Annotated in this window: 20 protein-coding genes, 1 tRNA gene and 1 pseudogene; 9 read left to right on the top strand and 13 right to left on the bottom strand. The window is 74.9% G+C overall.

Going from position 1 to position 20,647, the window contains the following annotated elements:
• Positions 1-64: 64 nt before the first annotated feature.
• Together ACFY7H_RS16465 and zapE are read right to left on the bottom strand one after the other, a co-directional pair.
• Positions 65-493 (bottom strand): OsmC family protein, encoded by a 429-nt coding sequence (locus tag ACFY7H_RS16465; protein ID WP_388938575.1) that lies wholly within the window; start codon positions 491-493, stop codon positions 65-67.
• A gap of 62 nt (positions 494-555) precedes the next feature.
• Entirely contained in the window at positions 556-1,662 is a 1,107-nt protein-coding gene (gene zapE, locus ACFY7H_RS16470; protein ID WP_388938578.1) for a cell division protein ZapE, read from the bottom strand.
• A gap of 36 nt (positions 1,663-1,698) precedes the next feature.
• Between zapE and ACFY7H_RS16475 the strand changes: the two genes are divergently transcribed.
• The 4 genes from ACFY7H_RS16475 (at position 1,699) to msrB (ending at position 4,980) form a co-directional block, all read left to right on the top strand.
• Positions 1,699-2,481: a pyrimidine reductase family protein gene (locus tag ACFY7H_RS16475; RefSeq protein ID WP_388938580.1), complete on the top strand. Its 783-nt coding sequence runs from the start codon at positions 1,699-1,701 to the stop codon at positions 2,479-2,481.
• Between the two features lie 144 nt (positions 2,482-2,625).
• Positions 2,626-3,093, top strand: coding sequence for an indole-3-glycerol phosphate synthase (locus ACFY7H_RS16480; RefSeq protein ID WP_388938582.1), 468 nt, complete (start codon positions 2,626-2,628; stop codon positions 3,091-3,093).
• 60 nt (positions 3,094-3,153) lie between these two features.
• Entirely contained in the window at positions 3,154-4,557 is a 1,404-nt protein-coding gene (murC, locus tag ACFY7H_RS16485) for a UDP-N-acetylmuramate--L-alanine ligase (RefSeq protein WP_388938584.1), read from the top strand.
• Positions 4,558-4,572: 15 nt separating this feature from the next.
• Positions 4,573-4,980 (top strand): peptide-methionine (R)-S-oxide reductase MsrB, encoded by a 408-nt coding sequence (gene msrB / locus ACFY7H_RS16490; RefSeq protein WP_388938586.1) that lies wholly within the window; start codon positions 4,573-4,575, stop codon positions 4,978-4,980.
• On the opposite strand, the gene ACFY7H_RS16495 is transcribed toward msrB, so the two are convergent.
• The 7 genes and pseudogenes from ACFY7H_RS16495 to ACFY7H_RS16525 all read right to left on the bottom strand — a co-directional run bounded on the left by ACFY7H_RS16495 (position 4,961) and on the right by ACFY7H_RS16525 (position 10,998).
• Positions 4,961-5,863, bottom strand: a complete 903-nt coding sequence (locus ACFY7H_RS16495) for an NAD-dependent epimerase/dehydratase family protein (protein WP_388938588.1) — start codon at positions 5,861-5,863, stop codon at positions 4,961-4,963. The genes msrB and ACFY7H_RS16495 overlap by 20 nt on opposite strands.
• Complete coding sequence (locus ACFY7H_RS16500; protein WP_388938672.1) at positions 5,860-6,951, bottom strand: cytochrome P450; 1,092 nt, start codon at positions 6,949-6,951, stop codon at positions 5,860-5,862. Before ACFY7H_RS16500 ends, ACFY7H_RS16495 begins: the two co-directional genes overlap by 4 nt.
• Positions 6,952-6,982: 31 nt before the next feature.
• Positions 6,983-7,252, bottom strand: a complete 270-nt coding sequence (locus tag ACFY7H_RS16505) for a hypothetical protein (protein WP_388938673.1) — start codon at positions 7,250-7,252, stop codon at positions 6,983-6,985.
• 146 nt (positions 7,253-7,398) lie between these two features.
• Positions 7,399-7,737, bottom strand: a pseudogene (locus tag ACFY7H_RS16510) (glycosyltransferase family A protein); the annotation flags it as partial.
• Positions 7,734-9,233 carry a class I adenylate-forming enzyme family protein gene (locus ACFY7H_RS16515; protein ID WP_388938590.1) on the bottom strand — a complete coding sequence of 500 codons (1,500 nt, stop codon included), beginning with the start codon at positions 9,231-9,233 and terminating at the stop codon, positions 7,734-7,736. The gene ACFY7H_RS16515 and the pseudogene ACFY7H_RS16510, both read right to left, overlap by 4 nt.
• Positions 9,233-9,979: a glycosyltransferase family 2 protein gene (locus ACFY7H_RS16520; protein ID WP_388938592.1), complete on the bottom strand. Its 747-nt coding sequence runs from the start codon at positions 9,977-9,979 to the stop codon at positions 9,233-9,235. The genes ACFY7H_RS16515 and ACFY7H_RS16520 overlap by 1 nt, the downstream gene beginning before the upstream one ends.
• Positions 9,976-10,998 (bottom strand): 3-oxoacyl-ACP synthase III family protein, encoded by a 1,023-nt coding sequence (locus ACFY7H_RS16525; RefSeq protein WP_388938594.1) that lies wholly within the window; start codon positions 10,996-10,998, stop codon positions 9,976-9,978. Before ACFY7H_RS16525 ends, ACFY7H_RS16520 begins: the two co-directional genes overlap by 4 nt.
• A gap of 477 nt (positions 10,999-11,475) precedes the next feature.
• On the opposite strand from ACFY7H_RS16525, the gene ACFY7H_RS16530 reads away from it, so the two are divergent.
• On the top strand, positions 11,476-13,536 hold the full coding sequence (locus tag ACFY7H_RS16530) for a phosphocholine-specific phospholipase C (protein WP_388938596.1): 2,061 nt from the start codon (positions 11,476-11,478) through the stop codon (positions 13,534-13,536).
• Between the two features lie 179 nt (positions 13,537-13,715).
• Complete coding sequence (locus ACFY7H_RS16535; RefSeq protein ID WP_388938598.1) at positions 13,716-14,471, top strand: alpha/beta fold hydrolase; 756 nt, start codon at positions 13,716-13,718, stop codon at positions 14,469-14,471.
• Positions 14,472-14,543: 72 nt separating this feature from the next.
• On the opposite strand, the gene ACFY7H_RS16540 is transcribed toward ACFY7H_RS16535, so the two are convergent.
• Both ACFY7H_RS16540 and ACFY7H_RS16545 read right to left on the bottom strand, forming a co-directional pair.
• Positions 14,544-14,616: transfer RNA gene (locus tag ACFY7H_RS16540), tRNA-His, on the bottom strand.
• Between the two features lie 73 nt (positions 14,617-14,689).
• Complete coding sequence (locus ACFY7H_RS16545) at positions 14,690-15,469, bottom strand: hypothetical protein (RefSeq protein WP_388938600.1); 780 nt, start codon at positions 15,467-15,469, stop codon at positions 14,690-14,692.
• A gap of 168 nt (positions 15,470-15,637) precedes the next feature.
• Here ACFY7H_RS16545 and ACFY7H_RS16550 point away from each other — a divergent pair, with 168 nt between their 5' ends.
• Positions 15,638-16,486: a LysR family transcriptional regulator gene (locus ACFY7H_RS16550; protein WP_388938602.1), complete on the top strand. Its 849-nt coding sequence runs from the start codon at positions 15,638-15,640 to the stop codon at positions 16,484-16,486.
• A 37-nt stretch (positions 16,487-16,523) separates the two neighbouring features.
• Here ACFY7H_RS16550 and ACFY7H_RS16555 read toward each other — a convergent pair whose 3' ends face one another.
• Positions 16,524-17,072, bottom strand: a complete 549-nt coding sequence (locus ACFY7H_RS16555) for a CGNR zinc finger domain-containing protein (protein ID WP_388938604.1) — start codon at positions 17,070-17,072, stop codon at positions 16,524-16,526.
• 88 nt (positions 17,073-17,160) lie between these two features.
• Between ACFY7H_RS16555 and ACFY7H_RS16560 the strand changes: the two genes are divergently transcribed.
• Positions 17,161-18,036, top strand: coding sequence for an alpha/beta fold hydrolase (locus ACFY7H_RS16560; RefSeq protein WP_388938606.1), 876 nt, complete (start codon positions 17,161-17,163; stop codon positions 18,034-18,036).
• Between the two features lie 57 nt (positions 18,037-18,093).
• On the opposite strand, the gene treZ is transcribed toward ACFY7H_RS16560, so the two are convergent.
• A complete protein-coding gene (treZ, locus tag ACFY7H_RS16565; RefSeq protein WP_388938608.1) occupies positions 18,094-19,845 on the bottom strand; it encodes a malto-oligosyltrehalose trehalohydrolase in 1,752 nt (583 codons plus the stop codon).
• A 121-nt stretch (positions 19,846-19,966) separates the two neighbouring features.
• On the opposite strand from treZ, the gene ACFY7H_RS16570 reads away from it, so the two are divergent.
• Entirely contained in the window at positions 19,967-20,542 is a 576-nt protein-coding gene (locus ACFY7H_RS16570; RefSeq protein ID WP_388938610.1) for an FHA domain-containing protein, read from the top strand.
• Positions 20,543-20,647: the final 105 nt, after the last annotated feature.

The following is a 20,647-nucleotide window of genomic DNA, read 5'->3' on the forward strand; positions in this document are numbered from 1 at the left end:
ACGCGGCCCGTCACCCCACCGGGCCCCGGCGGCGTGCGCGGGGGCCCGGCGGCGGTGGGCGGGATCAGACGAGCTTGGCGCTCAGGGTGATCGTCGTACCCGTCAGGGCCTGGCTGACGGGGCAGTTCTTCTTGGCGTCCTCTGCGGCGGCGACGAAGGCGTCGTCGTCGAGGCCGGGGACCTCGCCCTCGACCGTGAGGTGGATGCCGGTGATGCCCTGCCCGGGCACGAAGGTGACCGCGGCCGAGGTGGTCAGCTTCGCCGGCGGGTTGCCGGCCTTGGCCAGGCCGTTGGAGAAGGCCATGTTGAAGCAGCTGGAGTGCGCCGCGGCGATCAGCTCTTCGGGGCTGGTCCGTCCGTTCGCCGCCTCGTCGGTCCGCGCGGGCCAGGAGACGGGGTAGCTGCCGAGGCCGGACGAGTCGAGGGTGACGACGCCCTTGCCCTCGAACAGGTCGCCTTCCCAGACGGCGTGTGCGTTACGTGTGGCAGCCATGGTGATCCCTTCGCAGAAGTGGAAACGGCCGGGCCGCGAGAAGCGACCCGGCCGTGCCAAACCTACTGCGACACCAGGGGTTTCGCGTCGCGTGCGAGCGCGGTGAGCCGCGATATGGCTCGGAAGTACTTCTTCCGGTAACCGCCGTTGAGCATCTCCTCGCTGAACAGCCTGTCGAAGGGCACCCCGGAGGCCAGGACCGGGACCTCGCGGTCGTACAGCCGGTCGGCCAGCACCACCAGGCGCAGCGCCGTCGACTGGTCCGGCACCGGCACGACGTCCGTCAGGCAGACCGCGGCGATCCCGTCGGTCAGCGCCCCGTAGCGGCTCGGGTGCACCTTCGCCAGGTGCTCCAGCAGGCCGGGGAAGTCGTCGAGGCTCGCGCCCGGCGTCGCGTACGCGGCCTTCGTGACCTGCTCGTCGGAGAAGGGCGCCGGGGCCTCGGGCAGGCCGCGGTGGCGGTAGTCCTGGCCGTCGATGCGCAGCGGCCGGAAGTGGGCGGACAGCCCCTGGATCTCGCGCAGGAAGTCGGCGGCGGCGAAGCGGCCCTCGCCGAGCTTGCCGGGGAGCGTGTTGGAGGTGGCGGCCAGCGCCACGCCCTGCTCCACCAGGCGGCTGAGCAGCGAGGACACCAGCACGGTGTCGCCCGGGTCGTCCAGCTCGAATTCGTCGATGCACAGCAGCCGGTGACCGCCCAGGGTCTGGACGGTCTGCTGGAAGCCGAGCGCGCCGACCAGGTTGGTGAGCTCCACGAAGGTGCCGAAGGCCTTGAGGGCGGGCTCGGCCGGGGTGGCGTGCCAGAGGGAGGCGAGCAGGTGGGTCTTGCCGACGCCGTAGCCGCCGTCGAGGTAGACCCCGCGCGGTCCGGCGGCGGGGGCCGGGGCCTTCTTCTGGAACCACCTGCGCTTGCCGGCGCCGCTGGCGTGCGCGCCGCCCAGGCCGGCGGCGAAGCCGCTCAGCACGGTGACGGCCTCGGACTGGCTCGGCTGGGCCGGGTCCGGGTCGTACGTGTCGAAGCGCACCGAGTCGAAGCGCGGCGGCGGCACCATCTCGGCCACCAGCCGTTCGGCCGGCACGCGCGGCTCGCGGGCGCACAGGGCGAGGGGCCCCGCGTCGGCTATCGGGGGCCGCCCGGAGGCATGACCGGAGGTGGAGAGTGATGTTGACACAGCTCTTAACTCTACGGGGCGTGTCACACTGCACCGATGCGACGCCTGTTCCCTGTGACCGATCAGACATCCGCCCCGTCCGGGGCCACGGCCGACCGCGAGTGGTCGCTCGACGAGCTGGCGGAAGCGTACGCCTATCCGGACCTCGCCCCCGGCGCGCACTGGCTGCGGGCCAACATGGTCTCCACCCTCGACGGCGCCGCGCAGCACGACGGCCGCTCGCAGCCCATCTCCGGCGAGACCGACATGCGCATCTTCGGCACCCTGCGGGCCCTGGCCGACGTCATCGTCGTAGGGGCGGAAACGGTTCGCCAGGAGGGCTACCGCCCGGCCCGGGCCCGGGAGGCCTTCGCGGCGCGCCGCACGGCCGCCGGGCAGGGGCCCGCGCCCGTCATCGCCGTGGTCACGGCGAGCCTGGACCTGGACTTCGGCCTGCCCCTGTTCACCTCCCCCCTGGTCCCCACCCTGGTGGTCACCGGCGCCGGCGCCCCCTCCGACCGGGTGGCGGAGGCGACCGCGGCCGGCGCCGAGGTCGTGGTGGCGGGCGAGGGCGCCGCGGTGGACCCGGAGCGGGCGGTGGGCGAGCTGGCCGCGCGCGGGCTGCGCCGCCAGCTGACCGAGGGCGGGCCCCGGCTGCTGGGCCAGTTCGTGGCCGCCGACGTGCTGGACGAGCTGTGCCTGACGATCTCCCCGACGCTCACGGCGGGTGACGCCCAGCGGATCTCCGGCGGGCCCTCCGTCGCCGTTCCGCACCGGCTCGCGCCCGCCTGCGTACTGGAAGAGGCCGGGTTCCTCTTCACCAGTTACCGTCGGATCTGACAAGAGCGGAATTTCTCGTTCCGCTTAGCTTCCGACGGGCACATACCTGGGCACACATACCTGCGAGGCTCCGCGCGCCAGCGGGGCAGGATGGTTTTTGCAGGGGCCGGCCGACCGGTCTCGGCCATGAAGGAGAGGGCGTCCGTGTTCACGAGCGTATTGATGATCGAGCAGCCGCTGACCCCGGTGGACGTGGACTTCGTCACCACTCTGCACGGAGACGACCCGGTCTCCTTCTTCGTCCTCATGCAACCCAGGGGCGACCAGGACCGACTGCTGCGGGCCATCGACGACGTGGCGCTCGGCGAGCTGCCCGAAGCCCTCCGCGAAGCCGACGTACCCGAGGGCGAGGCCGCCCTCGGCCCCGCCGCACAGGCGCTCGAACACTCACTCGCCGCCCTGCGGGCCAAGGGCGCCGAGGCCGTCGGTCAGATCGTCGAGGACCACCCCCTCGACAAACTGAAGGCCGTGGTGGACGAGACCAACGCCGACGAGGTGATCGTCCTGACCGCCCCGCACCTGGTCGAGGAGTTCTTCCACCGCGACTGGGCCTCCCGCGCCCGGCACAAGGTGGAGGTTCCGGTGCTCAAGCTCTTCGCCCACAACGAATAGGCTGGGGCGGACACACCCCGGCGGGCAGCGCGTCCCGCACTCGATCCTGGAGCGACCTGAATGAAGCCCGGCCTGCCGACCGCGATGGAACGGCCCCACTTCATCGGCATCGGCGGCGCCGGCATGTCCGGCATCGCGAAGATCCTCGCCCAGCGCGGCGCGCGGGTGGCCGGCAGCGACTCCCGTGACTCCGAGACCGCCCAGGCGCTGCGCGCCCACGGGGCCACGGTCCACATCGGGCACGCCGCCGGCCACCTCGCCGCCGACGCCACCTGCGTCGTCGTCTCCAGCGCGATCCGCGCCGACAACCCCGAGCTGGCCCGCGCCGCCGAGCTCGGCATCCCGGTCGTGCACCGCTCGGACGCCCTCGCCTCCGTCATGGACGGCCTGCGCCCGATCGCCGTCGCCGGTACCCACGGCAAGACCACCACCACCTCGATGCTGGCGGTCTCCCTCTCGGCGCTCGGCCTCGACCCCTCCTACGCCATCGGCGGCGACCTGGACGCCCCCGGCTCCAACGCCCACCACGGCGAGGGCGAGGTCTTCGTGGCCGAGGCGGACGAGAGCGACCGCAGCTTCCACAAGTACACCCCGCAGGTCGCGATCATCCTCAACGCGGAGCTCGACCACCACGCGAACTACGCGTCGATGGAGGAGATCTACGAGTCCTTCGAGACCTTCGTCGGCAAGATCGTCCCCGGTGGCACCCTGGTCGTCGCCCACGGCCAGGACGGCGCCGCCGAGATCGCCCGCCGCGTCGCCGGCCGCGACGGCCTGAACGTCGTCACCTACGGCGAGGACGAGGACGCCGACGTCCGCATCACCAAGATCACTCCGCGGGGTCTGACCAGCGAGGTCACCGTCCTCCTCGACGGCCGCCCGCTCACCTTCACGGTCTCCGTCCCCGGCCGCCACTACGCGCACAACGCCGTCGCGGCCCTCGCCGCCGGCGTCGCCCTCGGCATCCCCGCGCACAACCTGGCCTCGGCCCTCGGCAAGTACACCGGCGTCAAGCGCCGCCTCCAGCTCAAGGGCGAAGCGGCCGGCGTCCAGGTCATCGACTCCTACGCGCACCACCCCACGGAGATGACCGCCGACCTGGAGGCCATCCGCGGTGCCGCCGGGGACTCCCGCATCCTGGTCGTCTTCCAGCCCCACCTCTTCTCCCGCACCCAGGAACTGGGCAAGGAGATGGGCCAGGCCCTCGCCCTCGCCGACGCCTCCGTCGTCCTCGACATCTACCCGGCCCGCGAGGACCCGATCCCCGGCATCACCAGCGAACTGATCATCTCCGCGGCCCGCACCGCCGGCGCCGACGTCGCCGCCGAGCACGACAAGGACGCCGTCGCCGACGTCATCGCGGGAATGGCCAAGCCCGGCGATCTCGTTCTCACGATGGGCGCGGGCGACGTCACGGATCTGGGCCCCCGGATCCTGGAAACCATCGCCCGCCTGTCGAACTGAGGGAGCGGGAGAGTCATGGCGTACGAGGTCCAGAAGACGGACGAGCAGTGGCAGGCGGAGCTGACCCCGTCGGAGTACCAGGTGCTGCGCCTCGCCGGCACCGAGCCCGCCTTCCGCGGCGAGTACACCGACACCAAGACGGAAGGCGTCTACTCCTGCCGCGGCTGCGGCGCCGAGCTCTTCCGTTCCTCGGAGAAGTTCGAGTCGCACTGCGGCTGGCCTTCCTTCTACGACCCGAAGGACAGCGAGGCGGTGGAGCTGAAGGCCGACACCTCGCACGGCATGGTCCGCACCGAGGTCCTCTGCGCGAAGTGCGGCTCCCACCTCGGCCACGTCTTCGAGGGCGAGGGCTACCCCACCCCGACGGACCAGAGGTACTGCATCAACAGCATCTCCCTGCGGCTCACCCCCGCACAGAGCTGAGGTAGTCCTCCAGGGTCCGCCGCGGGGTCCAGCCCTGGGAGCGGGCCCTGGCCAGGTCCAGGACCACCGGATGCGCCAGCTGGTCCACCGCGTAGCGGCTGAGGGCCGGCTCGGTGCCGGTGAGGCGGGCCAGCGACTGCGCCGCCCGGGCCGCCGCGCCGGCCGCCCGGAGCGGCAGGTGCCGGACGCGGGCGCGGACGCCGTGGGCGCGGAGCACCGCGGCGACCGCCGCGTCCCGCCCGTACGGGGCCGCGTCCGCCACGTTGTACGCGCCCGGGGCCCAGCCGGGCGCCGCCAGGCAGGCGTCCGCCAGGTTCTCCACCGCCGTCAGGCTCAGCCGCACGTCCCGGCCCGGCAGCAGCAGGGTCCCGGCGCGGACCCGGGAGAGCAGCCGGGGCAGGAGCTGGGTGTCGCCCGGGCCGTACACCGCCCTCGGGCGCAGCACCACAGCGCCCGCCTCCAGCGCCAGGGCCTCGCCCGCCGCCTTCGTACGGCCGTACGCGTTCAGGTGGTGCGCGCGGGGATGGTCCTCCGTGACACGGTGACGGTCCCGCCGCGGGTCGTAGACGCTCGCGCTGCTCACCCACACCACCGGCCGCCCGGCCGCCGCGCGCAGCAGCCGCGCGGTGCCCTCGACGTTGACGGCGCGCATGGCGGCCTCCGCCCGCGAGCCCGGCGCCGGATCCCCCACCGCCGCCGCGCAGTGCACCACCACGTCCACGCCCGACAGGTCCGGCACGGCGGACGCCGCGTCCCAGAACCGGTGCTCGCCCAGCGGACCCGGCCGGCGGCCCAGACAGACCACGGCGGCCCCGGCCGCGGCCGCCGCCCGGGCCACGTGCCCGCCGCAGAAGCCGCTCGCCCCCGTCACCCCGATCCTCATGAGCCCGCCCTCAGCCGCAGCACCCGCCACCCCGGCAGGGCCGCCCGCCGGTCCACCCGGGAACGCGTCACCACCGGCCGGTACGGTGCCAGCGCCGCCAGGACGTCGCCCAGCAGGACGGTCGCCAGCCGGGCCCCCGGGCACACGTGCGGCCCCGCCCCGAACACCAGCCGCGCCGTCCCCGCCCCCGCCGGATCCCGCCCGTCCGGGTCGCGCCGGTGCGCCCCCGCCGCGTGCCGGGCCACCAGCAGCAGCCGGTCCCCGCCCCGCACCGGACAGCCCCCGACCGTCCCCGCCCCGGCCGCGACCCGGGGCAGCACCGGCGAGGCCGCCGTGACCCGCAGCAGCTCCTCCGCCAGCCGGGGTCGCAGCTCCGCGTCCGCGGCCTGCCCCCACAGCCCGGCGTCCGCGCACCAGGCGACGGCCCGGGGCACCGCCGCCACGGTGGTGTTCACCGCGGCCACCGCCACCATCGCGTCCAGGGCGTCCCCGCCGCCCAGCAGCCCCCGCAGGCGCTCCGCCGCCCGGGCCGCCGCCGCCCCCGCGCCGGGCCTCGGCGGGCCCGGCAGGTGGCTGCGCACCGAGGCCGACGCGGCACGCGCGGCCGCCTCCGCGAGATCCCACGGCGCGGCCGGGCTGTCCAGCAGGGCCGCCGCCACCGTGCCGGCCAGCTCGCGCGCCAGCGCCACCACGTCCACCTCCGCACCCCGGCCCAGCGGCGCCGGACCCCGTGCCAGCAGCGGCCGCCACACCGCGCGCAGCTCCTCCACTCCGGCCGCGCCGAGGCCCTCCGCGAGCGAGCGCCGGCCGGCCCGGTGCCCGCCGCCCTCCTGGTCGAACAGCACCCCGCCGTCCCCGCGCAGCGCCTCCCGCGCGGCCCCGCCCGTGGTGCCCGCCGCCGTCCGGTCCAGCGGGATCCGGGTCAGCGCCTCCCGGTACGCGTCGGCGTCGTGCACCAGCACCGTGCCCCCGAGCCGGCGCACGGCCCGCCCGCGCGTGGCGGCGAGCAGCCCGAAGAGCAGCGGATGGCTGCGCAGGTAGACCCGGCGGTCGCGCCGACGCGCCCGTGCCTGGGCGGTGGTGGTCATCGGACGTGGACCCCTTCCGTGGCGGTGGTGGTCATCGGACGTGGACCTCTTCCGTGTCGGTGGGCCGGTAGCGCCGGTCCCAGTACCAGAGCAGGGTGCGCCGCGCACCCCAGGACCGCAGCCGCCGCAGGCTGTTCTCCACCACCAGGTGCTCGGCGCGCACGACCCGCGCGCTGTGCTGGCGGGCCCGGTTGAGCAGGGTGACGTCCTCCGAGCCCTCCTCCAGCCGCTCGCGCGGTGCCCCGCCGCAGCGCACGTACAGCTCGGCGGTGATGCCGAGGTTGTGGCCGTGACACAGCACGTACGGGGCCAGGTAGCGCGGCCGCGGTGCGCGGGGCGCACCCGCCCGTACAGCGCGGCCAGCCGCACCAGCGCCGGCAGCAGCCGGGACTCGGCGAAGTCCGGCCGCTCGTCCCGGCGCGGCACGCTCCGCCCGCACAGCACCTCCGCCCCCCGGCCGAACTCCGCCCGGGCGACGGCCGTCCAGTCCCGGGCGGGCAGACAGTCCGCGTCCGTACGCAGCAGCAGGCGCGCCCCGCCGCGTACGGCGTGCCGGAAGCCGGTGTCGGCGGCGGTCCCCGCCCCCGGCTCGGGCTCGTGGACCAGCTCGACGGGGAAGGGCGCCGACCGGGCGAACTCCCGGACGGTCCGGGCCGTCCCGTCGGTGGAGGCGTTGTCCACCACCACCAGGCGGAAACCGGTGTCGTGCTGCGCGGCCAGCGCCGCCAGGGTCGCCCCGATCGACCCTGCCTCGTTGTACGCGGGGACCACCACCCACAGGCTCACGGCCCCGTCCCCGCGGCCGTCACCAGCCGGGCCGCCAGCGCCGACACCGCCGCCCGGTCGGGTTTGCGCGAGCGCCCCGACAGCGGGATCCGCGCGAACAGCAGCGCGTCCGGCTGGGCGGTCCCCATCCGCCGCAGCGGTTCGGACAGCGCGGCGCGCAGGGCCGGTTCGGGGACGCCGGGCCGCGGCTGGACCACCGCCACCAGGCGCTCGTCCCCGTCGCCCGCCGGGACCCCGACGAGGACGCCCAGCTCCACTCCCGGCACGTGCAGGCCCGGCTCGTACAGGCCCGGGTAGATGTTCTCCGCCCTGCGCAGCACCATGTCCTTGCAGCGGCCCCCCAGTACGATCCGCCCGGCGCCGTCCAGGGCCGCCCGGTCCCCGGTGGCCACCCACGGATCGGGGGCCTCTCCCAGGTAGCGGTGCCGGGCCGCGGGCCCGGCCAGCAGCAGCTGGCCGTCCGCGTCCACGGCGGTCCGCACCCCGGGCAGCGGGGCGCCCACCAGGTCCCCGGCGCCCTCGAAGGCGGCCTTCTCCCGGGACTCCACCGCCGCGGCGGGGAACAGCTCGGTCAGCGCGTACACCCCCCACGCCTGCTCCGCGCCCGCCTCCCGGACCCGGCCCAGCAGCTCGGCGCTCGCCGGAGCCGAACCCGTCCACACCCGGCCCCCGAACCGGGCCCCCGCGCCGAGCGCGTCCCGCAGCTGGGGCGGGGTCAGATAGGTGTCCCGGGGCCGGAGCCGGTCCAGCTGCCGGGCCAGCGTCGCGGGGGAGCGGGCCGGCAGCGCGACCGGCGCCCCGTGCGCCAGCGACGGCACCAGCACGAAGAAGGTCCCGCCCAGCACGGGCTCCCCCCGGTCGCCCCCGGCGGCGAACAGCGCGGACACCGTCTCCATCCCGGCGGCCAGCCCCGCCCGGGTGTGCACCACGGCCCGGGGCCGCGAGGTGGTCCCGGAGGTGAACACGATCACCGCGTCCGCGTTTTCGTCGTATCCGCCGTCCCCGGCCGGCACCCCCGCCCGGGGCGCCCCCCGCTCGAGGGCGGGCGCGCATCCGGGCAGCCGCGGCCCCACCGTGGCCACCGGCCCCAGCGAGGCCAGCTCCGGCAGCTCCAGCGCCGCCCGCCGGGCCAGCGGCCGGGCCCAGCCGGCCACCGCCTGCGCGGGCGCGTCAGCCAGCACCAGCGCGGGCCGCGCCAGCCGGAGCCGGGCCCGCAGCACCTCCGCCCCGGCACCGGGGTCCAGCACCGCGCCGCGCAGCCCGAGCCGCCACAGCGCGAGCAGCACCGCCAGCGCGCGCGGCCCGGGCCGCACGGCGACGCCGACGGTGTCCCCGGCGCGCAGCCCGCGCGCGTGCAGCGCGGCGGCGAAGTCGTCGGCCAGTGCGGCGATCTCGCCCCGGGTGGCGCGGACGCGGGTGCCGCCGGAACGGGTCGCGGAGAGCACGGCGGGCTGCTCGGGGCGGGCCCGCAGCGCGTGTTCGAGTCGGTCCAGCATCAGCGGGGGTCGTCCGTTCCGTGCGTGCCGCTGCCCTGGCCGAGGTACCAGCGGGCGGTCCCGGCGAGGCCGTACGCGCGCAGCCGGCGCGTGGAGTTCTCCACGACCATGCCCCGGCAGCGGGAGATCCGGTCGGTGTGGCGGCGTACCGCGTTCAGGAAGAGCCGGTCCGTCGGCGAGGGGCGCCGCGGCATCCCTCCCACGGCCAGGTACAGCTCGGCGGTGATCGCCATGTTGTTCCCCGCGTGCATCCGGTACGGCGCCCGGAAGCCGTGCCGCCGGGCGTGCCCGGGCCGCAGCCGCCCGAACAGCGCCGCCAGCGCGACCAGGCCCGCGAAACCGGCCCTGCCCAGCGGGCCGTGCTCGTCGCGCCGGGCCGTGACCCGCCCGCACACCAGACCCGGCCGGGCCAGCAGCGCGGCCCGGGCCGCGCCCGTCCACCCCGGCCGGGGCAGGCAGTCCGCGTCCGTGCGCGCCAGCAGCGTGGCGCCGCGCCCGATCGCGTACCGGAAACCGGTGTCCACCGCCGAGCCGACCCCCTTCTCCGGCTCCTCGATCACCTCCACCGGGAAGGGCGCCCCCGCCGCGAACTCCCGGGCGATCCGGCCCGTGCCGTCCGCCGAGGCGTTGTCCACGACCAGCAGGGTGAAGTCCCGGTCCCGCTGCGCGGCCAGCGCCCGCAGGGTCTGGCCGAGCCGCGCCGCCTCCTCGTGCGCGGGCACCACCACCCACATGCGGGCGCTCACGACTTCTCCCAGACCATCGTCATGATGCTGATTCCGCCGCCCAGCCCGACGAACAGCACCCGCTCCCCGGCCGCCAGCCCCGGGAAGACCCGCTCCAGCTGCACCCCGATGCTCGCGCTCGCCACGTTTCCCAGCTCGGGCACCGTGACCACCAGCTTTCCCGCGGGCACCCCGGTCAGCTCCGCGAACCGCTCCAGGTACGGCACCGTCACCTGGTGCACCAGCACCTTCGCGAAGCCGTCCCAGTCCATGCCCGTGCGGTGCAGCGTCCGGTCGATGACCGCGGTCCCCACCTTCTCGAACACCCCGCGCAGCTCGTGCCCGTCCCCCTGGAAATAGGTGTACGCGTCCCCGCGCGGGTGCCGCGACCCACCGCCCGGGATGCCCCCGACCTCCCAGTGCTCCGAATGCGTCTCACTGTCCACGTCCAGGATCCCGCCGCGCCCCACCTCCTCCAGGAGGACGGCCGCGCCCGCGTCGCCGAAGGTGTAGCCCGCGAAGGCGCCGCGGAACTCGGCGAGGTCGGCGGGGTCCTTCCGCACCGCCCGGCTCGGGGTCTCCCCGGTGACCACCAGCGCCCGCCGGGCCCGCCCGGCGAGGATCGCGCTGCGGGCGAGGTCGATCCCGTTGACGAAGCTGTTGCAGGCGTTGGTCACGTCCACCGCGTGCGCCCTGGACCCCAGTTCGGCCTGCACGATGTGCGCGGTCGCCGGCTCGACCAGGTCCCGCGAGGCGGAGGCGAAGACCAGCAGGTCCACGTCGAGCGGCGAGAGCCCGGCCGAGTCCAGCACCCGGCGGGCCGCGCCCACCGCGAGCGTGGAGGCGTACACCCCCGGGGCCGCGACCCGGCGCGACACGATCCCGGTGGCCTGCGTCAGGAGCCGCGCGGGCAGCGCGAGACCGCTGCGCCGGGACACCTCGCGCTGGAGCTCGTCGGACGACACGACGTCCTCGGGCAGCAGGCTGGCGACGGCGGTTATGCCGACGCGCGGGCGCGGATCACAAGACTGTATGGGCATGCCTCCACGATGACGACCCGGCCGCGCCGGGACCTGAGTACGGATGCTCAGTTCCCCTGTGGGGGGCGCTGAGTAGGACCCCCGCCGTTCACCTCAGGGGCAGGCGCGGCGGCGGCCCAGCCGCTCGGGCGGCCCCGTCCCCGGCGCCCCGCGCCCGGGGCGGATCGGTGCGCGCGTGCCGCTGTGAGGTCAACTGGCGTGACACCAGGGTCTGTTGTGCGGGGTGCGAGGGGACGTACCGTACCGGCAGCGGAGCGCACGGCACGCCCCTTGACGTCCCCGCATCCGTCCGGCCCCCGTCGCAGTGCGCGCGGAGGCCGTCGCGGATGCCGGTGGCGTTCGGGAGCTGCCGTCCACGGGCCTTCCGTTCGTCCGCTGTACGGCCCGACGTCAGACGGGGATCTCCGTCCGGTACCCCGGGACCGCTGTCCTTGGGGCGCCCCTCGATCCCCCCTCACCCCCTAGAGGTCGTCACCCATGGCTGAACTCGACCGACGCAGGTTCCTCCAGATCGCCGGCGGCACCGCGGCCGCCGCGATGCTCAGCGAGAGCATCGCGCGCGCCGCCGCCATTTCCGCGCAGGGCGGCACCGGAACGATCCGGGACATCGAGCACATCGTCGTCCTCATGCAGGAGAACCGTTCCTTCGACCACTACTTCGGCGCCATGAAGGGGGTCCGGGGCTTCGGCGACCCGCGGCCGGTCCTCCAGGACAACGGCAAACCGGTCTTCCACCAGTCCGACGGCGCGAAGGACGTCCTGCCCTTCAACCCGCAGGTGGAAGACCTCGGGATGCAGTTCCTCACCGGCCTGGACCACGACTGGGCGGGCGGCCACCAGGCCTACAACAACGGCAAGTACGACAAGTGGGTCCCGGCGAAGACCGCCACCACCATGTCGTACATGACCCGGAAGGACATCCCCTTCCACTACGCCCTCGCCGACGCGTTCACCGTGTGCGACGCCTACCACTGCTCCTTCATCGGCGCCACCGACCCCAACCGCTATTACATGTGGACGGGCCATACGGGCAACGACGGCCTGGGCGGCGGCCCGGTCCTCGGCAACCAGGAGGCCGGGTACGGCTGGAAGACCTACCCCGAGCGCCTGGAGACCGCCGGGATCTCGTGGAAGGTCTACCAGGACATCGGCGACGGCCTGAACGCCGCCGGCCACTGGGGCTGGATCAACGACGCCTTCCGCGGCAACTACGGCGACAACTCGCTGCTGTACTTCAACACCTACCGCAACGCCCAGCCCGGCAGCGCCCTGTACGAGAAGGCCCGCACCGGCACGAACGTCAAGGCGGGCGACGGCTACTTCGACCGGCTGCGCGCGGACGTGCTGAACGGCAAACTGCCCCAGGTGTCCTGGATCGCCGCCCCCGAGGCGTTCAGCGAGCACTCGAACTGGCCGACGAACTTCGGCGCCTGGTACATCTCGCAGGTCCTCGACGCGCTGACGGCGAACCCGGCGGTGTGGGCGAAGACCGCCCTCTTCATCACCTACGACGAGAACGACGGCTTCTTCGACCACGTGGTCCCGCCGTACCCGCCGGCCTCCTCGGCCTGGGGCCTGTCCACGGCCGACGTCACCCGCGACCTCTACCCCGGTGGCGGCGGCTACGCGGCCGGCCCCTACGGACTCGGGCCGCGCGTCCCGATGATCGTGGTCTCCCCGTGGAGCAAGGGCGGCTACGTCTGCTCCGAGACCTTCGACCACACGTCGGTGATCCGCTTCATGGAGAAGCGCTTCGGGGTGCACGAGCCCAACATCTCCCCGTGGCGCCGCGCGGTCTGCGGCGACCTGACCTCCGCCTTCGACTTCACCCTGGCGGACGCGGCACCCGCGGCGCTGCCGTCGACGGCCGGGTACGTCCCGCCGGACAAGAACCGCCACCCGTCCTACTACCCGACGCCGCCGGCGTCGGGCACCCTGCCGAAGCAGGAGGCCGGCTCCAAGCCCGCCCGTGCGCTCGGCTACAGCCCGTACGTGGACGGCTCCCGCACCGTCTCCACCGGCAAGTTCACGCTCACCTTCTCCTCCGGTCCCAAGCTCGGCGCCCACTTCCACAGCACCTCGGGCAACCGCACGGACGGCCCCTGGCCCTACACGGTCGAGGCGGGCAAGACCCTTTCCGACACCTGGTCCACCAGCAGCTCCACCGGCAACAGGATCGACCTCACGGTCTGGGGCCCCAACGGCTTCCTGCGCACCTGGAAGGGTCCGGCGAAGAAGGCCGGCCCCGAGGTCACCGCCCGCCAGGTGGACGCCACCGGCAACCTGGCCCTGACCCTGGTCAACGGGGGCGCCGCCGCGGTGAACCTCACGGTGACCAACGCCTACGGCGGCGCCCCGCAGACCTTCAAGGTCAACCCGGGCGCCACCGTCTCCCACACCGTCGACCTGCGCGCCTCGGGCCGCTGGTACGACGTCTCCGTGGTCTCGGACGCCGACACCACCTTCCTGCGCCGCTTCGCGGGGCACGTGGAGACGGGGGCCCCGAGCGTCTCGGACCCGGCGATCAAGACCGTCTGACACGTGCCCCCTCCGGGCGGACCGGCCCGGTTCCGCGCTCGCGAAGTCAACGCCCGCGTCGACTTCGCGAGCGCGCCCCGGCCGGCCTGCCCCGGCCGCCGGCGGTGGTGTGACCGTGAGCCGGGTGGGCAGTACCTACGGCGTCGGTTTCCACCCCCCGCGTCACCGAGGGAGAACGCATGGCCATCGCCCATCGCCGGATCGGCACCGGACCCGTCCGTGTCATCGTGCTGCACGACTGGTTCGGTACCTCCGCCAACTGGGGCTCCGTGCTCGACTACCTGGACCCGCAGGGCTTCTCGTACGCCTTCCTCGACTACCGGGGCTACGGAGAGCGCCGGGACGTGTCCGGCCGCTACACCGTCCCCGAGATCGCCGACGACGTCCTCGCCCTCGCCGACCAGCTGGGCTGGGACACTTTCTCCCTGATCGGCCACTCCATGGGCGGCAAGGCCGCCCAGCAGGTCCTGGCCCGCGCCCCCGAGCGCGTCGAGAAGCTCATCGGGCTCACGCCGGTCCCCGCCGGGCCGTACGCGATGGACGACGCGACCCACGCCCTCTTCCACGGGGCCGCCGAGGACCCCGAAAAGCGCCGCACCATCCTGGACCTCGTCACCGGCCACCGGGCGAGCCGCCACTGGCTGGAGCGCATGGTCGCCCACTCCCTCGCCGTCTCCCGCCCCGAGGCCTTCGCCGGCTACTTCGCCGACTGGCAGCCGCGCGACCTGTCCGCCGCGGTCAAGGGCAGCACCGTGCCGGTGCTCGTCCTGGTGGGGGAGTACGACCTGGCCCTGACCGCCGAGGTCATGCGGGGAACCTTCCAGGCCTCGTACCCGAACTGCAGGGTCGTGACGATCCCAGGCGCCGGCCATTACCCGCCGCAGGAGACCCCTGTGGCCTTCGTCACGGAGGTGGAGGCCTTCCTGTGCGGCTGACCCCGGGTCCGTCCGGCGGAAAAGCCCGTAGGGGGTACGAGGCGAACCTCGTACCCCCTACGGGACCAACAGGGTGAGTGACGGGACTTGAACCCGCGGCCACCTGGACCACAACCAGGTGCTCTACCAACTGAGCTACACCCACCACGAAGGGCGGTGACCACCCGTTCGTCGTGCACGCACAGCATAGCCGATCCCACGGGTGGTCCCGCGACCGGTCATCCGGCAGCCCGGCCGCCGGCGGGCGTCCCGGCCGTCCGCCGCGCGGCGCGGGCGACCGCCGCGACGGCCAGGGCGCGGATCACCGGGTGCGGACGCGACCCGTCCCCGGCGAGCTCCGGCTGGAAGAGGGCGGCGAGGAAGAAGGGGTGCCCGGGCAGCTCCGCCATCCGCACCCGCCCCTCCCCGTCGTGCCCGGACATGCGCAGCCCGTGCGCGGCGAGCACCGGCAGGTGGCGGGCCGAGGGCCCGTAATGGCAGTGGTAGCGCTCCGTCGACCGCTCCGCCCCGAGTGCCGACTCGGCCAGGGAGCCGGGCTCGGCATGGACGAGCTCCTCGTGCCCGGCCAGCGAACAGGTCAGCGGGGCGATCAACGGGTCGTCCGCCCCGGGGTCGTTCTCGGCGTGCGCGGCCCCCTCCAGCCCGCAGACGTCGCGGGCGTACTCCAGCAGCGCGTGCTGGAAGCCGCCGCACGTCCCGAGGAAGGGGATGCCCTCCTCCCGGGCGACCCGGATCGCCGCCAGCGCCCCGGCCTCGCTCGCGTAGGGGCTGCCCGGCAGCACCCACACGGCGTCGAACCCGGACAGGGTCCCCGCCGCGGCCTCCGCCGCGGCCACCGAGGTCGGGATCCAGTAGGCGTCCAGCACCAGCCCCTCGCGGGAGGCCAGCGCGTCGAGCAGGAGCGGGAGCCGGGTGTGGGACTCCACGTGCGGGGAGCGGTCGCCGACGAGGGCGATCCGGGCGACGGACGGGCCGTACGCGGTCTGCGCGGTGGTCATGCGGATCATCCTGCGACCCCGTACCGCTCCGGCGCCAACGAGCGTTCCTGCACGGCCGATAAGCGGTGCTGATGAGCGGTGCTGGGGGCGGCGGCGCTGATGGGCGGCGCTGATGTGAGGCTGATCTGAGGCTGATGGGCGGCTGAGGGGCGGTGCCATCCTGCGGGCATGGACCCGCACCTGCTCCGCACCTTCACCGCCGTCGCCCGCCTCGCCTCCTTCTCCGCCGCCGCGCGCGAACTCGGCTACACCCAGTCCGCCGTCTCCCAGCACATCGCCGCGCTGGAGGGCGACCTGCGCACCGAACTGCTCACCCGGCGGCCCGTCGCTCCCACCCCGGCCGGGGCGCGGCTGCTGGAGCACGCCCGGCCGCTGCTCCTGCGGCTCGACGCGGCCCGCGCCGACGTACTGCGGCTGGCCGCCGCCCCGCCGGGCCGGATCACCCTCGCCGCCTCCCCGCTCGCCGCCGCCGGCCCCCGGCTGCTCGCCGCCCTGCCCGCCACGGGCGTCACCTTGCGCGTCCTGCCCCCGGCCCGGGTGCCCGCCGCCGTCGCCGCCGGGGACTGCGACCTCGGGCTCGTCGACGGCCTCGCCGCCCCGAGCGACCCGCTGCGGCTGCCCGACGTGGCCCCGCTGCGGGTCACCGGCGTCGGCGAGGAGGAGCTCGCGGTCCTCTTCCCCGCCGGGCACCCCTTCGCCGTGCGGCACTCCGTCCGGCTCGACGACCTCGCCGACGCGCGCTGGCTCGACGCGCCGGACGTGGGGCTGCCGCTCACCGCCGGACGCGGCGGCCTGCGCTACGACGGCACCGACCTGCACGCCCTGTGCGCTCTCGCCGCCGCCGGGCACGGCCTCGTACTGCTGCCGCGTCCGCTCGCCGAATCCGCCCGCGCGGGGGTCGCCGTACCGCTCGCCGCACCGCGCCTCGCGCACCGTACGGAGCTGCTGGCGCCCGCCGGCCTGTCCGGGGCGGCCGCCGCGCTCGCCGCACACCTGACGGCGGGATCCCCGGTCTGACCGCCGCACCGGCTCCCGACCCGGCCCGTGACGGGGGTCAGGGGCGCTTGTGGCGGGCGTAATAGCGGGCCACTCGCGCGCGGTTGCCGCAGGCGGACGCCACGCACCAGCGGCGTCGCGGATGAGCCGGCAGGAAGAGCAGGACGCAGCCCTCCGCCTCGCAGGCGCGGACCGACGTCACGCGGGGATCGGTCAGGAGCTCCGCGACCGCCTCGGCAAGTTCCGCCGCCAGCCGCCGCGCGGGGCCGGCCGGCCGCTGCGGGGTGGCCGTAATGCCGACTTCCTCGGTCCAGGTCAGCTCCTGGTGGGAGGGAGCCGCGGACAGGGCGCCGTTCAGCGTGCGCAGCGCATCGGCCGGGGGCCGCCCACCGCGCAGGGCGGCGTCGAGGGCCGCCCGCGCGGCCTCCCGTACGGCCAGTACGGCGGCCACCTCGGCCGCGCCGGTCTCCCGGACCGGCGTCAGCCTCCCGGCCTGCTCGGCCAGCCACGCGCCGAGGCCCGCGGGACCGGCGACGAGGTCGCCCTCGGCGGTGCGGGTGTTGAGGAGGTCCAGGGCCAGGGGCTCGCCGGTAAGCGGAAAGGTCACTTTCACATGGCTAATGGTAACTGAATCGCTTGACCCATTAGCTTGTGGTCGGCAAAGCTAATGTCATCACGCACCCAGGAGGCATGTGATGACCGCTCGCCGCACCATCCCGTCCGTTCGGCACCGCACCGTCGAGGTGGAGGGCGTGCGTGTCGCCTACCGCGAGAGCGGCCCCGCCGACGGCCCCGTGCTCCTCCTGCTGCACGGCTTCCCGACCGCCTCGCACCAGTTCGCCCGCCTGATGGACGCCCTCGGCGACATCCCGTACCGCCTGATCGCCCCGGACTACCCCGGCTTCGGCCGGACCGAGGCGCCGGAGGGGTTCACGTACAGCTTCGACCGGCTCGCCGACATCGTGGAGGGCTTCACCGACGCCCTGCGCCTCGACCGCTTCGCCCTGTACGTCTTCGACTTCGGCGCCCCGGTCGGACTACGGCTCGCCACGAGACGCCCCGAACGGGTCACCGGGCTGATCGTGCAGAACGGCAACGCGTACGAGGAGGGCCTGTCGGACGCCGCCCGCGAGTTCACCGCTCTCCGGCGGGAGGTCCCGGCCGACGAAGAGCGGGTACGGGCGCTGTTCACCCTGGAGGGCACCCGCTTCCAGTACGAGACCGGCGTTGCCGACACCGGCCTGCTCTCCCCGGACAGCTGGACTCTGGACGTGCACTACCTGAACCTGCCGGGGCGGACCGACGCCCAGGCCGACCTCGCCTTCGACTACGCCTCCAACTTCGCGCACTACCCGGCCTGGCAGGCCTGGCTGCGGTCGGCGCGGGTGCCGGTGCTGGTCGTCTGGGGTGCTGGGGACCCCTTCTTCACCCCGGCCGGGGCGAAGGCGTACCTGCGGGACGCCCCGGACGCGGACGTCCACGTCTTCGAGGGCGCGGGCCACTTCGCCCTGGAAACCCACCTCCCGGAAATCGCCCCCCTGATCTCCAGGTTCCTCACCCGTCTCCCGTAGCCGACCGGACCGCGCCCGTCGAGCACCGGGCGGCGGCCCCTGAGCTCCCCGGCGGCGTCACGGCCCCAGCACCACCGCCGACTCGCCCGGTACGTGGATCCGCCCGTCAGGACCCGGATGCTCCACCGGCTCCCAGGAGGCCAGCACCCGTACCCCGTTGCGGCCCAGCGCCACCGTCACCGACTCCGTCGACAGGTTCACCACCACCCGTACCTCGCCGCGCCGGAAGGTCAGCCAGCGGCGCTCCTCGTCGTACGCCACCCGGACCGCCGCGAGGTCCGGGTCGCGCAGGTCCGGGTGGGTGCGGCGCAGCCGGATCAGGGTCCGGTACCACTCCAGCAGCCAGGCGTGCGACTCCCGCTCCGGTTCGGCCCAGTCCAGGCAGGACCGGTCACGGGTCGCCGGGTCCTGCGGGTCCGGGATCTCCTCCGCCTTCCAGCCGTGCGACGCGAACTCCCGCCGCCGGCCGCTGCGCACCGCCTCGGCGAGCTCCGGGTCGGGATGGTCGGTGAAGTACTGCCACGGGGTGCCGGCCCCCCACTCCTCGCCCATGAACAGCATCGGTACGAAGGGCCCGGTCAGCGCCAGCGCCGCCGCGCACGCCAGCAGCCCGGGGGAGCAGGAGGCGGACAGCCGGTCGCCCAGCGCCCGGTTGCCGACCTGGTCGTGGGTCTGGGTGTAGCCGACGAAGCGGTGCGCGGGGGTGCGGCGGCGGTCCACGGGCCGGCCGTGGGTGCGGCCGCGGAAGGAGGACCAGGTGCCGTCGTGGAAGAACGCCCGCGTCAGGGTCTTGGCGAGGGCGCCGAGCGGGGCCTCGGCGAAGTCGGCGTAGTAGCCCTGCGATTCGCCGGTCAGGGCACAGTGCAGCGCGTGGTGGAAGTCGTCGTTCCACTGCGCGTGCATGCCCAGGCCCCCGGCGGAAGGCGGCATCGTCAGCCGGGGGTCGCACTGGTCGGACTCGGCGATCAGGAACAGAGGGCGCGTGGTCTCCGCCGCCAGCCGGTCCACGGCCGCCGCCAGCTCCTCCAGGAAGTGCAGCGCCCGCCCGTCGGCCAGCGCGTGCACCGCGTCCAGCCTCAGGCCGTCGATCCGGTAGTCCCGCAGCCAGGCCAGCGCGCTCCCGATCAGGTACGAGCGGACCTCGTCGGAGCCGGGCGCGTCCAGGTTCACCGCCGCGCCCCAGGGTGTGTGGTGCGTGTCGGTGAAGTACGGGCCGAAGGCGGGGAGATGGTTCCCGGAGGGGCCCAGGTGGTTCAGGACCACGTCCAGCACCACCCCCAGCCCGGCGGCGTGCGCGGCCTCCACGAAGGCCGCCAGTCCCGCCGGGCCCCCGTACGGCTCGTGCACCGCCCACGGCGCGACCCCGTCGTACCCCCAGCCGTGCCGGCCCGGGAAGGGGCACACCGGCATCAGCTCCACGTGCGTGACGCCCAGCCCGGCCAGGTACCCCAGGCGGGTGGCCGCCGCCTCGAAGGTGCCCTCGGGGGTGAAGGTGCCGATGTGCAGCTCGTACAGGACCGCGTCCTGGAGCGGGACGCGCGGCGGCGGCACCCGGGGCGCGAGGGCCGTCAGGTCGACCACCGCCGACAGGCCCTCCGTACCGTCGGGCAGCCGGCGCCCGCGCGGATCGGGCCGGACCACCGGATCGTCGCCGAGGCGGAACCCGTACCGGTCGCCGTCGGCCGCCGGGGCCTCGGCGACCCACCAGCCGGAGCGGCCGGGGGCCGGGTCGGGGCCCATCTCGTAGGTGGTGTCGTTCAGTCGCATGGCGACCCGACCTGTCAGCGGTGCCCACACCTCGAACTGCACGGACGGTCCCCTCGTCTCCGGCGGTGTCCAGCATGCGTATCCTGCCCGTATCGTGCCCATCATCCCGGGCCCGGCGGGGGAGTTCTGGACACCCCGCACCCGACGGGCCGACAATCACCCTGTGACGTCGAGTTTCGAGTTCCCCGCCTATCCGGCCCCCCGGCTCTCCGATGCGGAGCGCGACCGGGCGCTGGGCCAGCTCAGGGAGGGTGCGGCCCTCGGCAGGCTGTCGCACGACACCTTCCTGCGCCGTATGGAACTCGCGCTGGCCGCCCGTCGCTCCGAGGACCTCGCCGTCCTCCTCGCCGACCTCCAGACGCGGGAGGGGGCGCGCGGCGCCGCGAGCCCGTGGACCAGCCGGCTGTTCGGCTGGGTGGGCCGGGCCTCGGCCGTGTCCGCCGGGGTGCGGCGGGCCTGGCAGGTGGAGCGCCTGCCCGCGCTGCTGTTCCCCCACCCGGCCGCCGGCCCGCTGCGGATAGGCCGCGACCCGGGCAACGGGCTGCGGCTCAGCCACGACACGGTCTCGCGGGCGCACGCGGAGCTGAGCATGCGGCGGGACGGGACGTGGCTGCTGCGGGACCTCGGCTCGACCAACGGCACCACCGTCAACGGGCGCCGGGTGACGGGGGCGGCCGTGGTGCGGCCGGGGGACCAGGTGGGATTCGGACGGATGAGCTTCCGGCTCTCGGAGAACTGAGAGCCGGGCGGGGCCGGGCCGGGGCCCGGGCCGGGGCGCGGGGACGCAACCGGTGCGGCCCGGAGGCGGTGCCGTCGCCGTCCCTTCGCCGGCCCGCCCTTTGCC

This window comes from Streptomyces sp. NPDC012794 (assembly GCF_042901085.1).
In the GTDB taxonomy this organism is placed as follows: Bacteria; Actinomycetota; Actinomycetes; order Streptomycetales; family Streptomycetaceae; genus Streptomyces.